The sequence below is a fragment of the Rhodanobacter sp. C01 genome (assembly GCF_002001045.1).
In the GTDB taxonomy this organism is placed as follows: domain Bacteria; phylum Pseudomonadota; class Gammaproteobacteria; order Xanthomonadales; family Rhodanobacteraceae; genus Rhodanobacter.
In genome coordinates, this window is record NZ_MUNR01000011.1 from 421,034 (window position 1) to 435,478 (window position 14,445).

Annotated in this window: 10 protein-coding genes; 8 read left to right on the top strand and 2 right to left on the bottom strand. The window is 62.3% G+C overall.

Going from position 1 to position 14,445, the window contains the following annotated elements; genetic code table 11:
• On the bottom strand, window positions 1–804 hold the full coding sequence (locus B0E50_RS11110; RefSeq protein ID WP_077441249.1) for an inositol monophosphatase family protein: 804 nt from the start codon (window positions 802–804) through the stop codon (window positions 1–3).
• A 157-nt stretch (window positions 805–961) separates the two neighbouring features.
• Here B0E50_RS11110 and B0E50_RS11115 point away from each other — a divergent pair, with 157 nt between their 5' ends.
• Window positions 962–1,735 (top strand): RNA methyltransferase, encoded by a 774-nt coding sequence (locus B0E50_RS11115; RefSeq protein WP_077441250.1) that lies wholly within the window; start codon window positions 962–964, stop codon window positions 1,733–1,735.
• Between the two features lie 121 nt (window positions 1,736–1,856).
• On the opposite strand, the gene B0E50_RS11120 is transcribed toward B0E50_RS11115, so the two are convergent.
• Entirely contained in the window at window positions 1,857–2,438 is a 582-nt protein-coding gene (locus B0E50_RS11120) for a Fe-Mn family superoxide dismutase (protein WP_077441251.1), read from the bottom strand.
• 114 nt (window positions 2,439–2,552) lie between these two features.
• Between B0E50_RS11120 and grxD the strand changes: the two genes are divergently transcribed.
• The 7 genes from grxD to ppnN all read left to right on the top strand — a co-directional run bounded on the left by grxD (window position 2,553) and on the right by ppnN (window position 14,419).
• Window positions 2,553–2,876 carry a Grx4 family monothiol glutaredoxin gene (grxD, locus tag B0E50_RS11125; protein WP_077441252.1) on the top strand — a complete coding sequence of 108 codons (324 nt, stop codon included), beginning with the start codon at window positions 2,553–2,555 and terminating at the stop codon, window positions 2,874–2,876.
• Window positions 2,876–3,643 carry an SDR family NAD(P)-dependent oxidoreductase gene (locus B0E50_RS11130; RefSeq protein ID WP_077441253.1) on the top strand — a complete coding sequence of 256 codons (768 nt, stop codon included), beginning with the start codon at window positions 2,876–2,878 and terminating at the stop codon, window positions 3,641–3,643. Before grxD ends, B0E50_RS11130 begins: the two co-directional genes overlap by 1 nt.
• A gap of 65 nt (window positions 3,644–3,708) precedes the next feature.
• Window positions 3,709–4,308, top strand: coding sequence for a YhgN family NAAT transporter (locus B0E50_RS11135; protein ID WP_077441376.1), 600 nt, complete (start codon window positions 3,709–3,711; stop codon window positions 4,306–4,308).
• 125 nt (window positions 4,309–4,433) lie between these two features.
• Window positions 4,434–6,146, top strand: coding sequence for a lysophospholipid acyltransferase family protein (locus B0E50_RS11140; protein WP_077441254.1), 1,713 nt, complete (start codon window positions 4,434–4,436; stop codon window positions 6,144–6,146).
• Window positions 6,147–6,669: 523 nt separating this feature from the next.
• Window positions 6,670–9,186 carry a TonB-dependent receptor gene (locus B0E50_RS11145; protein ID WP_077441255.1) on the top strand — a complete coding sequence of 839 codons (2,517 nt, stop codon included), beginning with the start codon at window positions 6,670–6,672 and terminating at the stop codon, window positions 9,184–9,186.
• Window positions 9,187–9,502: 316 nt separating this feature from the next.
• Window positions 9,503–12,862 carry a carboxypeptidase regulatory-like domain-containing protein gene (locus B0E50_RS11150; RefSeq protein WP_077441256.1) on the top strand — a complete coding sequence of 1,120 codons (3,360 nt, stop codon included), beginning with the start codon at window positions 9,503–9,505 and terminating at the stop codon, window positions 12,860–12,862.
• 156 nt (window positions 12,863–13,018) lie between these two features.
• Entirely contained in the window at window positions 13,019–14,419 is a 1,401-nt protein-coding gene (ppnN, locus tag B0E50_RS11155) for a nucleotide 5'-monophosphate nucleosidase PpnN (protein WP_077441257.1), read from the top strand.
• Window positions 14,420–14,445 lie beyond the last annotated feature (26 nt).

The window sequence follows — 14,445 nt, forward strand, 5'->3', positions numbered from 1 at the left end:
TCAGGCTTTCAGCAGCCCCGGCGTCGCCTGCTGACCGATCGCATCGACCATCGCCTTCGCCACGTTGAGGTTGCCGGCAATGATGTTGCCGCTGGCGGGGATGCCGTCGCGGCCGGCGAAGTCGCAGTAGCGGCCGCCGGCTTCGTGCACCAGCAGCACGCCGGCGGCCATGTCCCACGGCTTCAGGCCGATCTCGAAGTAGCCGTCATAGCGGCCGGCGGCGACATAGGCCAGGTCGAGCGCGGCGGAACCGGAGCGGCGGATGTCCTCGGCCTGACCGAGGATCGCGCGGGTCATGTCGAGTTGCGGACCGAGATGCTCGCGCTGGCGGTACGGAAAGCCGGTGGCGATCATCGCGCCGCCGAGGTTCTCGCGCTTGCTGACACGCATGCGGCGGTCATTGATGTAGGCGCCGTCACCCTTGCTGGCGGTGTACAGCTCGTCGCGCAGCGGGTCGAACACCACCGCGTGGATCGGGACGCCCTTTTCCAGCAGCGCGATGGATACGCTGAAATGCGGGATGCCGCGCAGGTAGTTGTGGGTACCGTCGAGCGGGTCGATCACCCAGGTCAGCGGGCCCTTGCCGATCGCGCCGCTTTCCTCGGCGAGGATCGCGTGGTCGGGATAGGCGCGGCGCAGTTCCTTGATGATTTCCGCCTCGGCCAGCTTGTCGACTTCGGAGACAAAGTCCAGTTGCTGCTTCTCGACGATATTGAGGCCGTCGATGCGGTTCATGTAGCGCAGGATCACGTTGCCTGCAGAGCGCGCGGCGCGCGCCGCGATCGTGACGTGGGGTCTGGCCATGGTTTCGACTTTGGAAGAGAGCAGGGTTGCGGCCGGCGATTCTAGCAGAGGCGGGGCTTCCGGGCTTGGTGGCCCTGGCGGGGTCTGCCTGGGCAACGGAGCCTTCCGCCGGCTCATCCACTATCCTTGTCGATCACTTCACGCTAGCCAGACGCGCATGACCACTGCCGCCAACCTCGCTTCCCAGCTCCGTTTCGTGCTGGTTCGCACCTCGCATCCGGGCAATATCGGCAGCGCAGCGCGAGCGATCCGCACGATGGGTTTCGAGCGGATGGAACTGGTGGCGCCGCACCGTTTCCCGGATCCGGAGGCCAGTGCGCTGGCCGCTGGCGCGGACGAGGTGCTTGCCCGCGCCGGCATCCATGCCGAACTGGTCCACAGTCTCGCCGGCAGCAGTCTGGCGCTCGGGCTGTCGGCGCGGCGGCGCGGCGTGAACCTGCCCGAGATCTCACCGCACGAGGCGGCGCAGCAGGCGCTTGCTGCGGCAGTGCGTGGCGAGCAGGTGGCGCTCGTCTTCGGCAACGAGCGCACCGGGCTGGAGAACGATGAGCTGGCACGCTGCCATGCGATGGTGCGGATTCCCAGCGTGGAGGATTTCAGCTCGCTCAACCTGGCGCAGGCGGTACAGGTGATGGCGTATGAATTGCGCGTGGCCATGCTCGGCGACGATCTGCCGGCAGCGCCCCCGGCACACGACGAGCCGCCTGCCGACGCCGCGCAGATGGAGCAGTTCTACCGGCATCTGGCGCAGACGCTGGACGATATAGAATTCCACAAGGGGCGCGAGCCCACCACGATCATGCTGCGCCTGCGCAAGCTGTTCCAGCGTGCCCAGCCGGACGAGCGCGAATTGCGCGTATTGCACGGCATCCTGGCTGACGCACAACGCATGGCAGGGATCGCGAACGGGCGGATCGCCGGCGGCAAGTGACGGCAGGTTTGTGCGTCACGCCCCGTGAAACCAGGGCACGATGTGTCCCAGCAAAAAGGCGGAGCCGTTGCCGACTCCGCCTTCCTTGATCGCACAAACCCCGATCGCGCAGACGACTCGATCAGGCCAGATTGCTGGCCGCGAAGTCCCAGTTCACCAGGTTCCAGAACGCCTCCAGATACTTTGGACGGGCGTTGCGGTAGTCGATGTAATAGGCGTGTTCCCACACGTCGGTGGTGAACAGCGGCTTGTCGCTGCCGGTGATCGGCGTGGCGGCGTTCGAGGTGTTGACAATGCCGAGGGCGCCATCCGGGCGCTGCACCAGCCAGGTCCAGCCTGAGCCGAAGTTGCCGGTCGCCGACTTGGTGAATTCTTCCTTGAACTTGTCGAACGAGCCGAACGCCTTGTTGATCGCATCGGCCAGCTTGCCGCCGGGGACGTTGTTGTCGCGTGCCGAGCGCATCGAGTTCCAGTAGAACGTGTGGTTCCAGATCTGCGCGGCGTTGTTGAACACACCACCGGATGACTTCCTGATGATGTCCTCCAGCGCGGCGTTCGCGAATTCGGTGCCTTCGATCAGCTTGTTGAGGTTGGTCACATAGGCCTGATGGTGCTTGCCGTAGTGATAATCCAGCGTTTCAGCGGAAATATGCGGTTCCAGTGCGTTCTTTTCATACGGAAGCGGGGGAAGTTCGATCGCCATGATGAGGCTCCTTAGCGGTGGCTGGGGGAGAAAAGGTCGGCGCCGCGGACGGTGGCCGACAGCGGACTGATACAATACCGGTCTGCCTGCATTGTAAAGATGAATCACCGAACTATGGACATCAACGAACAGATCCGGGCCACCCTGGCCGAGCATTCCATCGTGCTTTTCATGAAGGGCACGCCGGAGTTTCCCATGTGCGGCTTTTCTGCCCGCGCCGCGAAGGCGCTGACCGACGCCGGCGCCGTGTTCCATGTGGTGAATGTGCTGGCGGATCCGCAGGTGCGCGCCGCACTGCCGCATTTCGCGAACTGGCCGACCTTCCCGCAGCTGTTCATCCAGGGCGAACTGATCGGGGGCTGCGACATCATCGAGGATCTGAATTCCGCCGGCGAGCTGGCACAGATGGCCCGTGACGTGGCCGGAGTGATGCATTGATGGCTTTGCCCGTGGCCCGGTTGCCGGCAGACTGGATGCCGGCTGCCGATACCCTGTCCGATCGGGTGGTGCTGGTGACCGGCGCCTATGGCGGCCTCGGATCTGCCGTGGCGCGCGCCGCGGCACGTGCCGGTGCGACCGTGGTGATTACCGGCAAGCGCAAGCGCCAGCTGGAACAGCTCTATGACGCGATGCTGGCCGAGGGTCTGTCGGAGCCGGTGATCCATCCGCTCGACATGGAGGTCGCCACTCCACGCGAGTACACCGCGCTGGCCGAAGGGCTGGAGCGCGATCTCGGCCGGCTCGACGGCATCGTGCATTGCGCCGCAAGCTTCACCGGGCTCACCCCGCTGGCGATGCACAAGCCGGACGACTGGCTGCGCGCATTGCATGTGAATGTCTCGGCACCGTTCGCATTGACCCAGGCCTGTCTGCCGCTGCTGAATCAGTCGAGCGACAGCGCGGCCGTGTTCGTGCTGGACAATCCCGAATTGCTGCAGCGGGCGCACTGGGGTGCATACGGCGTATCGAAGGCGGCGCTGGAGCGCTTCGTGGCGATCCTGCATGAGGAAAACGACGACGGTCCGCTGCGTGTCCATGCGATGCTGCCCGCGCCGATGCGCACGGCGCTGCGGCGACAGGCGTATTTCGGCGAGGACATCATGCAGCGCCCGCTGCCGGATGCCACGGCTGCGGCCGCGGTATATCTGCTGAGTGCACAGGCACTGCCGATGCGTGGCGCCGTGCTGGATCTGCGAGTCGACTGAATGTATGTGCCGCGCCGCCGGCGCGGCGCCAGACTGGCGAGGATGGAGTCGAGATGGAAACGCAGATGACCACGTTGTCCGCGGGAATCATGTTGTTTCTGATCATGGACCCGCTGGGCAATATCCCGTTCTTCCTCAGCCTGTTGAAAGACGTGCCGCCGAAGCGCCGGCGCCGGGTGATGGTGCGCGAGCTGCTGATCGCGCTGGGCGTGCTGGTCGCGTTCCTGGTTGGCGGCCAACACATCCTGCAATTGCTCCAACTGAAACCGGACTCGATCAGCATTGCCGGTGGCATCGTGCTGTTCCTGATTGGTATCCGCATGGTGTTTCCGCCGGCTGACGGCGGCGGCATCTTCGGCAAGACGGGCGAGGGCGAGCCGTTCATCGTGCCGATGGCGATCCCCGGCGTGGCCGGCCCATCGGCGATGGCGGCCTTGCTGCTGCTGACCAACACCCAGCCTGGTCGCACCGCCGACTGGATGATCGCCCTGCTGCTGGCGTGGCTGGCCACCTCGGTGATCCTGCTCAGCGCCACCTACCTGTTCCGCTGGCTTGGCGAGAGTGTGCTGACTGCGCTGGAGCGCGTGATGGGCATGCTGCTGATCGCACTGTCGGTGCAGATGTTCATGGCCGGCGTGGCGTCGTTCCTGCATCTGGCCGTCTGAACGGAACATCTGGAAAGCCGCCGCGTCGGACCAGTCATTCCGGCATTCTGGCCGGCATTTTGCGTGACCGACCGCTTGTCACAATCGGCCTTCAGGATGGAGGCAGTCGATTCGAGGACACGGTCATGCTGAGCATCGAGCAGTCTCTGGTCGAGCGCCTGCCCTGGCTCTCGCAGTACCCCGCCATCCGTCGCCCCATGGCCGGCATGCTCGGGCGCCTGGCAGACGAGGACGGTTTCAACCGCGTGTTGAACAGGGTCGGCACCGCCGAGGGTTTCGATTTTGTCGAGCGGGTGCTGGATGTGCTCGGCACCAGCTATCACATCAATCTGCGCGAACGCGAGCACATCCCTCTGGATGGCCCGTTGCTGGTAGTGGCCAATCACCCGCTGGGCATGCAGGATGCGCTGGCACTCCTGCAGCTGATCGGTTCGGTACGTCCGGATGTGCGCATCCTCGGCAACGATTGGTTGGCGACGATACCGCAGCTGGGCAAACTGCTGCTGCCGGTGGACGTGTTCGGCAAGCGTGCCTCGTCGAAGCTGCGCGGCATCTACCGCGCCCTCGACAACAACGAGGCATTGATCGTTTTTCCCGCTGGCGAGGTATCGCGAATGCGTGCCGATGGTGTGCGCGACGGGCGCTGGTCGGACGGTTTTGCACGATTGTCACTACGTCGCAAGGTGCCGGTGCTGCCGGTCCATGTCGCTGCGCGCAATTCGACCATGTTCTATGGCATGTCGATGCTGGCCAGGCCATTGAGCACGGCGATGCTGCCTCGCGAAGCGGTGGCATCCGGCAGCCGGCGCATCGGTTTCAGCATCGGTGCACTGGTCGCGGCGAGCGAGCTCGAACAGCGCAGTGGTGGCTCGCCGAAGCAGGCAGCCACGCTCATGCGCCGGCATGTCTACCGGGTCGGCCGGCATCGCGGGCTGATCTTTGGCGGCCAGGCGTCGCTGGCGCATCCGGAGCCGGCCGAACAGGTCGCTGCCGAGCTGGCGCAGGCCGAAAGACTGGCCGAACTCAACGATGGCAAGCAGGTGCTGTTGCTCAAGGGAAGTGCCGACAGCGTGGTGCTGCGCGAGATCGGTCGTTTGCGCGAACTGACCTTCCGCAAGGTCGGCGAGGGTACCGGCATGCGGCGCGATCTGGATGCCTGCGATCCGCACTACGAACATCTGCTGCTGTGGGATCCCGCTGCCCTGCGGATTGTCGGCTCCTACCGTCTCGGTCATGGCGGCCGGTTGCTGGCCGAGCGTGGCATGGCAGGGTTGTATACCTCCAGCCTGTTCCATTATTCGCCGGCGCTGGAATCGCGTCTGGCGCAGGGGCTGGAACTGGGGCGCAGCTTCATCGCGCCGGCGTACTGGCGCTCGCGTGCACTGGATCAGCTGTGGCAGGGCATCGGGCTGTACTTGCAACGTCACGCCGAGCTGCGCTATCTGTTCGGTCCGGTCAGCATGTCGGTCAATCTGCCGCGCGAGGCGCGCGAATGGATTGCTGCCGCGCATCAGCATTATTTTGGCGCGCCGGGACTGGCAGCAGCCAGGCAGCCCTTCGTGATCTCCACGGAAGTCATCCATGGGGTGCGGCAGGCGCTAGATGGACTGGATGCGTCCGCTGGCCTGGGTCGGCTGAAGCATCATCTGGATGCGCTGGGTGTCAGCCTGCCGGTGCTGTATCGCCAGTATGTCGACCTGGTCGAGCCGGAAGGCGTGCAATTCCTCGACTTTGGCGAGGACCCGGGTTTTTCAGGCTGCGTCGATGGACTGGTGATGCTGGATCTTGCGGCGCTGAAGCCGGCCAAGCGGTCGCGCTACCTCGGCAAGATGGCCTGACTGCCATATCCTGGTCGTGCGGCGCTGTAGAACGTCATTGCGTGCACCCCAAGCGTCGGCGACAGGGCGCGGATATGCGGCGCCAAAGCAATAAGCAGCAATAAAATGCTGGCCATTCGGCGGATCGTCAATGGCTGGAAATATTGTAAAATTGTTGTAAGGTAAATCAGGGACGATAACCACGTACTTTCAGCAGTGTGTCGTGTCTGGCAAGGAATAATCGCAAGCAAATACGAAAACCAGAGATTTACCCGCCCGGCTGGCATGTCGGGTTTTTTTGTGCCCGGGTTTTACGTTTTTTCTTTCGGGCAGATGAGCCGCATTTCGCTATTACTTGCGATTTTGCGCGTTTGAATAGTTCTGCCCGATCAACGTGCCCACCTTCGAACATCGGCGCGTTCTGAAAGTTCCCGGCGTGGCCGGATTGGGATGTGAGCGACCCGGCCGGCAATGGATGGGTCGTCATGCGATCGGACACCGAGCCGATCATTCATTTGTTTGAACTTGCGAGATGGAATCCATAATGAAACGAACCTATCTATCTGTATCGATTGCGCTGGTTTTCGGCCTGACGTCATCGTTGGCACTGGCACAGAGCACGGCGGATCAGACCAATGCCGGCCAGCCCGCCACGACCACGCCCGCACAGCGAGTCAGTGCATCGAGCACATCCAACACGACGACCTCGAATGACACCAAGCGCGTGCAGCAGTTGAGCGCAGTGCAGGTCACGGCGCAGTCGCTGTCGCTGGGTGGCGGCCTGATGTCGGTGCAGACTGCGCCGAAAGCCGTTTCCACGATCACCCGCGACGCGATCGTCAAAGCGGCACCGGGCGGCACCTTCGTGCAGATGATCGACAGCATCCCGGGCGTGAATGCCTCCACCGACGACTACACCGGTCTCGCCAACGGCAACTACAGCATCCGCGGCTTCACCAGCGACGAGATCGGCACCACCGTCAATGGCGCGCCGATCAACGACAGCGGCAACTACAAAGTCTATTCGACCGAGTATGGCGACGCGGAGAACTATGGCGACATCACCGTGTTGCAGGGCTATCCGGACGTGGATACACCGATCGGCGGCGCGGCCGGCGGCTCGATCGCCTGGGTCACCATCGACCCGTCGCATACGGCAGGCGTGGACTTCAGCCAGACGTTCGGCAGCAATGACTACAGCCGCACCTTCTTCCGTCTGAATACCGGCGATACGGGTCCGGTGCGTTCGTGGTTGTCCTACTCCAACAACAGTGCTGATCTGTGGCGCGGCCCCGGCGAGCAGAACGTAACCAAGGTGGACGGCAAGTCGCTGTGGACCATCGACGACAATGACTCGATCTCGGCATCATTCCAGTACAACCGCGAGTTCACGAATACCTACATGAGCCTGACGAAGGCGCAAGCTCAGCAGGATTACAACCAGAGCTTTTCCGGCGTTCTTGAAAATCCGGTGAATTTCGGTTCGACCGGCAGCACGACCTACTGTGGCCCGGATACGGCGCATAACTACGGGGTCTGCTATTACAAACTGCACACCAACCCGTTCCGCAGCTGGCTGGTCAGCATGGATGGCGAGTTCAAGCTGAGCGACAACCTGCGCCTCTCCGTGGTGCCTTACTTCCAGTATGGCTTTGGCGGTGGCAGTGGCGGCTCCGTTTTCACTGAGACGACGTCGACGGCCAACGAATACCAGTACGTCAACCAGGACATCAACGGCGACGGTCTCATCGGCGGGAAGGGCAACCAGGCCAAGGCCCTGGTGTATTCGATGAATACCTCGTACACCATGCGTCCCGGCATTATCGCCAAGTTGAACCAGGACTTCGGCGAGAACAACAGCCTCGAATACGGCGTGTGGTGGGAGCGTCCACGCCAGGAGCAGAGCGAGGTTTTCACACCGGTTGACCAGGCCACGGGGATTCCGTCCGACTACTGGGCGCAGACCGATCTGATCCGTTATCCGGACGGCACGATCCAGCGGGCGTACAACGAATACACGACCACCGAAACCCGCAAGGTGTTCGCCACGGATACGTGGACGCCGACTGACCAGTGGACCATCACGGCGGGTGCCTCCTACCTGTGGGTGCAGCGTACTGGCTGGGACTATGAGTACCCCGATTCGGCAAAGGGCTACGACACGCAATATGGCATTACGGGTGCCAGCGCGACCTTCCACAAGGTGAGCCCGACCGCTGGCGTCAAGTACCAGCTGAACGAGCAGAACCAGTTCTACTTCGGCTGGGGCAAGACGTTCCGTGCACCCATCAACGGTGCAGTCCTGCAAAATGGGGCCTCGGCAAGTTATCCGGGTCAGACGGCTCCGGCGGGCAGCTTCCTCAACAAGCCGGAGACGGCGAGCACGGCCGACCTAGGCTGGCGTTTCTACAATGACACGTTCTCGGCCAGCGTCGATGCCTACGCGTCCAACCTCAACAACAAGCAGATATCCGGCTTTGACGAGGTCAGCTACGCGACGGTATATCTGTCGCTGCCCCTCGTGCACATGCGTGGCGTGAACACCGAGGCGAGCTACAAGATCACGCCGAACTGGACGCTGTACGGCTCCTATGCGTACACCAAGGCGACCTTGGAAGATGATCTCAATTCGTCAGGTGACGGCATCTACGACACCAAGGGCAAGACCCTGCTGAATACGCCGAAGAACATCGGCTTCGTGCGGGTGAGCTACGACCAGGGGCCGTTCTGGGCCAGCCTGGACGAGAAGTACCGCGGCCCGATCTGGGGCGATTGGTCCAACACGCAGAAAGTGGGCGGTTACGCCACGCTCAACCTCAGCGCTGGCTGGAAGTTCCAGGACTTCTCGTCGTGGTTCACCAAGCCGTACATCAAGCTCAACATGTTCAATCTTGCCGATCGTCAGGCACTTACCAATGCCAACAACATCGGTGCGTTCCTGGCAGCGAACCCGGACAAGATTCAGAATCCGGTCGGCACGACCCTATATGCCTCGGAGCCGTACTACTCGCTGCTGGAAGGCCGCACGGTGATGGTGACTTTCGGCGCCTCGTTCTTCTAAAACGCAAGTCACGCACCACGGCATGCACTGCGTGGTTCGCCAAGCCGGCACCTTCGGGTGCCGGCTTTTTTTGTTGCCGGCAACTCCTTGGCGTGCAAGCAATAAATTGCGAATATGGCAAATAGTTACGAAATTGTAATATTCTTTCCGTAACTTTAGCCCGGTCTGACCCGGCCAAGCCACCTTGGCTTCGTCAGTCCCTTCAGGGGAAAAGAGAAAAATCATCGTCTTGCCGGGATTTCCCTTGGCGGCGAGAGGTTTCGCTTGTTGCCCTGACATCGTTATTTATTGCGAACCACCATGGGGTCGATGTTCGATGAAAAGCACTATTCGCGCAAAACTGCTGCCGGTGGCCATCGCCGCGCTGCTCGCCTCCTCGCCTGTTCTGGCGCAGGACACCTCTTCCGCCATCTCCGGCCGCGTGCTTGATGCCAGCGGCCAGCCGCTGGCCGGCGCCACCGTGCAGATCGTGCATGAGCCGTCCGGTACCACCAAGGTCACGACGACTGACGCGGATGGCCGCTATGCCGCACAGGGCCTGCGCGTGGGTGGGCCGTTCGACGTGACCGTATCCAAGGACGGCGTGACCAAGGTCGAGCAGGACAACGTGTATCTGCAGCTGGCCCAGGAAACCCCGGTCAACCTGACGATGGCAGGCGGCGCTGATACGAAGGACGCAAAAAATCTGGCCGGCGTGACCGTGTCGGCGAATGCATTGGCGCAGACGTTCTCGTCGGACAACAAGGGCATCAGCACGAATGTCTCGCGTGCCGAACTGGATGCGCAGCCGACTCCGGGCCGCTCGATCCAGAACATCGTGCGCATGGATCCGCGCGTGGTCATCACCGACCGCGCCCGTGGCGAGATCTCGGCCAACGGCCAGAACAGCCGCTACAACAACATCACCGTCGACTCGATCAGTGCCAACGATCCGTTCGGCCTGAACGCGAACGGCCTGCCCACGCTGGCCACGCCGATTTCGCAGGACACCATCCAGGAATACAACATTTCCACCGCGAACTACGACGTGGCCAACCGCCGCGGCCTGGGTGCCACGGTGAATGCGGTGACCAAGAGCGGCACCAACGATTTCCATGGTTCCGTCTACTACGTGTTCCAGAACGACAACATGATCGGCGACAATCAGAACGACAAGCCGTACACCGGTTTTTCGCGCGCCTGGACGGGTGGTGCCACCGTCGGTGGCCCGATCATCAAGGACAAGCTGTTCTTCTTCGGGTCGTACGAAAAGAGCACGCAGATCGGCCCTGGCAGCCCGTACGGGCCGGCCGACTCCGGCGCGGCATCGCCGATCGCCGGCCTGACTTCCGCGCAGGTGCAGCAGATCCGTGACGCGGCGGCGACCTACGGCCTGACCGACATCGGCACGGTCGGCGGCGGCAATTCGAACCTGCTCGACAAGCGCTACCTGGCCAAGATCGACTGGAACATCAGCAACGACCATCGCGCCAGCTTCACCTACACCGAGACCAAGGAAAACAAGCCGATCATCACCGGCAGCACGACCAACCTGGTGCTTTCCAGCGGCTGGTACAAGACCTCGGTCGACAACAAGAACTATGCGCTGCATTTTTATGACGACTGGTCGGATATCTTCTCCAGCGACACCACGGTGTCGTTCTCCAATTTCGTGCAGAACCGTGGCCCGTACAACGGCACGCCGATGCCCGACATCAAGATCTACCCGGTGGCCTACGGTGGCCCGTCGGTGGAGTTCGGCACCGAGTATTCCAGCCAGGCCAACGTGCTCAAGGTGAAGACCCTGAATGCGGCGTGGGCCGGTACGCTGTTCCTCGGCGACCACACGCTGAAGGGTGGCGTCGATTTCGAGAAGGACACCTACTACAACCTCTTCGTGCAGAACCTGTTCGGCAGCTACACCTTCGAGGATTCCAAGGCCAGCGGCAGCACGCCGGCGATGAATGGCCTGCAGAATTTCCTGGCTGGCAACTACTACCAGTATTACTACAACCGTCCGGCGGATGGCCTGAGCCTGGCGCAGACCGCGGCCGGCTACGGCCTGAAGCAGTACGGCGTGTTCCTGCAGGATACTTGGCAGGTCAACAACCAGTTGTCGGTGCAGTACGGCGTGCGAGTCGACATCCCGCTGATGAGCGATCAGCCGTTGTACAACGCCAAGTTCGCTGCGGCGCCGGGTGTCGTCGGCGGCACTGGCCAAAACAAGAACCAGTCCACGGGCGGTTTCGGCCGGACCAACCAGACCACGATCAATGGCAACCGCGTGGTGCAACCGCGCATCTCGTTCAATTACGCCTTTGACACCGAGCGCATGACCCAGCTGCGCGGCGGTGCCGGCCTGTTCGTGTCCAATCCGCCAGGCGTGTGGATCGGCAACATCTTCTCGAACTCCGGCATCACCCAGACCCAGTACAACTGCGGTCCGACCCAGAAGGCGCCGTGCAACACCAACCTGCCGCCGTTCAGTGCGAACCCGTACGCGCAGAACAACGGCCCCACGGGCTCCGGCGCGATGACGGTCAACACGATCTCGCCAGGGTTCCTGATTCCCAGCGCGTGGAAGCTCAGCCTGGGCTTCGACAAGGAGCTGCCGTGGTGGGGTCTGGTGGCTACCGCCGACTACCAGCACATCATCCAGCGAGATGCGATCTGGTACCAGGCGATCAACCTGGGCGCACCCACCGGGCAGTTGCCGGATGGGCGCAACACCTACTACAAGCTGGTCAACGGTGACCCCAAGGCCACCGGCCAGCAGTCGGTCTACAACTCGAATTCGGCCTTCAGCGCGAACACGATCAATCTGGCCGACAGCAACCGCGGCAAAGCCGACAGCCTGACCCTGCAGTTGAAGAAATCGTTCAGCAATGAGTGGGCCGGCATGGTCGGCTTCACGTGGAGCCGTGCCACCGAGGTGAACCCGGGCACGTCGAGCGTGGCGTCGTCGAATTACAAGTACAACTATGTTGCCAACTCGAACGAGAACGTGGCCAGCGTATCGAACTACTCCGTGCCCAAACGGGTTATCGCGTCGCTGAACTGGCAGCATCACTTCTTCGGCGACTACGTGACCAGCGCCAGCGCGTTCTTCGACGGTCACTCGGCATACCCGTACAGCTGGTCGTTCGGCAATGACGCCAATGGCGACACCTTCACCAACGATCTGGTCTTCATCCCGAAGCCGGGCCAGGTGGAGTTCCGTCCCGGTACCGATCCGGCCTTGATCCAGCAGTTCTACGACTACATTCAGCACAACGATTACTTGAAGGATCACCAGGGCCAGATCGCCAAGCGCAATGGCGATCGCGCAGGCTGGATCAACCAGCTCGACCTGAGCTTCAGTCAGGAAATTCCGGGTCTGTTCAAGGGCAACAAGGGCCTGATCAAGCTGGACGTCTACAACTTCACCAACCTGCTGAACAAGAACTGGGGTATCGAGAAGCGCGTGACGTTCCCGGGTGGTCGTGCACTGGCCGATTTCTACGGCGTCGATCCGGCGACCGGCAAGTACATCTACAACATCGACTGCGGCAGCGGTACGGGCAAGGCTCCGGCCACCTGCACCAACTACAGCCAGAACGGTCATTACAGCCCCTTGACGGTGCCTACCTACATCAACAACGGCGACGATCTGGCCCAGCGCTGGGCTGTGCAATTGACGGTGAAGTATGTCTTCTGATCCATCGGATGGCTGACACGGTGGCCGGCGCCCTCACGGGCGCCGGCTTTTTTGTGCGCGCTTGACGGTAGGTGGGCGGCGCGTAAAGCTACCCGGTCCGCTAACGATTGATGGCGGAATGCATGCCGCGGACGAGCGGTCAGGAGAATGATTCGGATGAACGATACAAACGCCGCCACGCGCGACAAGTCAGCCACCGTCAGCGCGCGCATCTCGCCGGTGGGTGGACTGGATATCCTTTCCCGCAACGAGGTGATGCGGCTGCGCGGCGCCAGCGATTCGGGCCTGCATGCGCTGCTGCGACGCTGCGCGCTGGCGGTGTTGACCTCGGGCAGCATCAGCGACGATCCGCGCGCGATTCTCGAGCAGTACCCGGATTTCGACATACAAGTGTTGCAGCAGGATCGTGGCATCAAGATCGAGCTCAGCCACGCACCGGCGCAGGCCTTCGTGGACGGCCAGATCATCCGCGGCATCAACGAGCTGCTGGTGGCGGTGGTGCGCGACATCGTCTATGTATCGACCCAGCTGGAGCAGATCGGCTTCGATCTGGATGGTTCGGCCGGCTTGACGCAGGGCGTGTTCGAGATCCTGCGCAATGCGCGCATCCTGAAGCCGCACATCGATCCCAACCTCGTGGTGTGCTGGGGCGGTCATTCGATCTCGCGCGAGGAATACGATTACACCAAGTCGGTCGGCTACCAGCTCGGCCTGCGTGGACTGGATATCTGCACCGGTTGCGGTCCCGGCGCGATGAAGGGGCCGATGAAGGGTGCGACCATTGCGCATGCCAAGCAACGGCGCCGGCACAATCGCTACATCGGCATTACCGAGCCGGGCATCATCGCTGCCGAGTCGCCGAACCCGATCGTCAACCATCTGGTGATCATGCCGGACATCGAGAAGCGGCTTGAAGCATTCGTGCGCATGGGGCACGGCATCATCGTGTTCCCCGGTGGCGTCGGCACCGCCGAGGAAATCCTGTATCTGTTGGGCATCCTGTTGCACCCGGACAACGCCGGCACGCCATTCCCGCTGATCTTCACCGGGCCGCGGCAGTCGGCGGCGTACTTCGAACAGATCGACCGTTTCCTGCGGCTGGCTCTCGGCGACGAGGTGGCCAAGCACTACCAGATCATCGTGGATGATCCGGCGGCTGTGGCGCGCTCGATGATCAAGGGCATCGACAAGGTGCGCAATCATCGGCTGGACACCAAGGATGCGTTCTTCTTCAACTGGGCGTTGCAGATTCCGCTGGTGTTCCAGACGCCGTTCCGCCCCACCCATGAGGCGATGCGAGCGTTGCAGATCCATCACGGCCGGCCGCTGCATGAACTGGCTGCGGATCTGCGCCGGGCCTTCTCCGGCATCGTCGCAGGCAACGTGAAGGAGGAGGGTGTGCAGGCGATCGAACAGTCCGGTCCGTTCGATATCGACGGTGATGCAGACATCATGCGCGCCCTGGACAAGCTGCTGCAGGCGTTTGTCGATCAGCACCGCATGAAGCTTCCCGGCGGCGCGGCTTACGTGCCGTGTTATCGGGTGATTACACGCTGAAATTTTGCCGCGGGATTCGCCGGCAA

Excerpts from the sequence above, each read along its gene's own strand:
- B0E50_RS11150 (WP_077441256.1), top strand. The coding sequence starts at position 9,503 with ATGAAAAGCACTATTCGCGCAAAACTGCTGCCGGTGGCCATCGCCGCG.
- B0E50_RS11135 (WP_077441376.1), top strand. The coding sequence starts at position 3,709 with ATGACCACGTTGTCCGCGGGAATCATGTTGTTTCTGATCATGGACCCG.
- grxD (WP_077441252.1), top strand. The coding sequence starts at position 2,553 with ATGGACATCAACGAACAGATCCGGGCCACCCTGGCCGAGCATTCCATC.
- B0E50_RS11110 (WP_077441249.1), bottom strand. The coding sequence starts at position 804 with ATGGCCAGACCCCACGTCACGATCGCGGCGCGCGCCGCGCGCTCTGCA.
- ppnN (WP_077441257.1), top strand. The coding sequence starts at position 13,019 with ATGAACGATACAAACGCCGCCACGCGCGACAAGTCAGCCACCGTCAGC.
- B0E50_RS11120 (WP_077441251.1), bottom strand. The coding sequence starts at position 2,438 with ATGGCGATCGAACTTCCCCCGCTTCCGTATGAAAAGAACGCACTGGAA.
- B0E50_RS11115 (WP_077441250.1), top strand. The coding sequence starts at position 962 with ATGACCACTGCCGCCAACCTCGCTTCCCAGCTCCGTTTCGTGCTGGTT.
- B0E50_RS11130 (WP_077441253.1), top strand. The coding sequence starts at position 2,876 with ATGGCTTTGCCCGTGGCCCGGTTGCCGGCAGACTGGATGCCGGCTGCC.
- B0E50_RS11140 (WP_077441254.1), top strand. The coding sequence starts at position 4,434 with ATGCTGAGCATCGAGCAGTCTCTGGTCGAGCGCCTGCCCTGGCTCTCG.
- B0E50_RS11145 (WP_077441255.1), top strand. The coding sequence starts at position 6,670 with ATGAAACGAACCTATCTATCTGTATCGATTGCGCTGGTTTTCGGCCTG.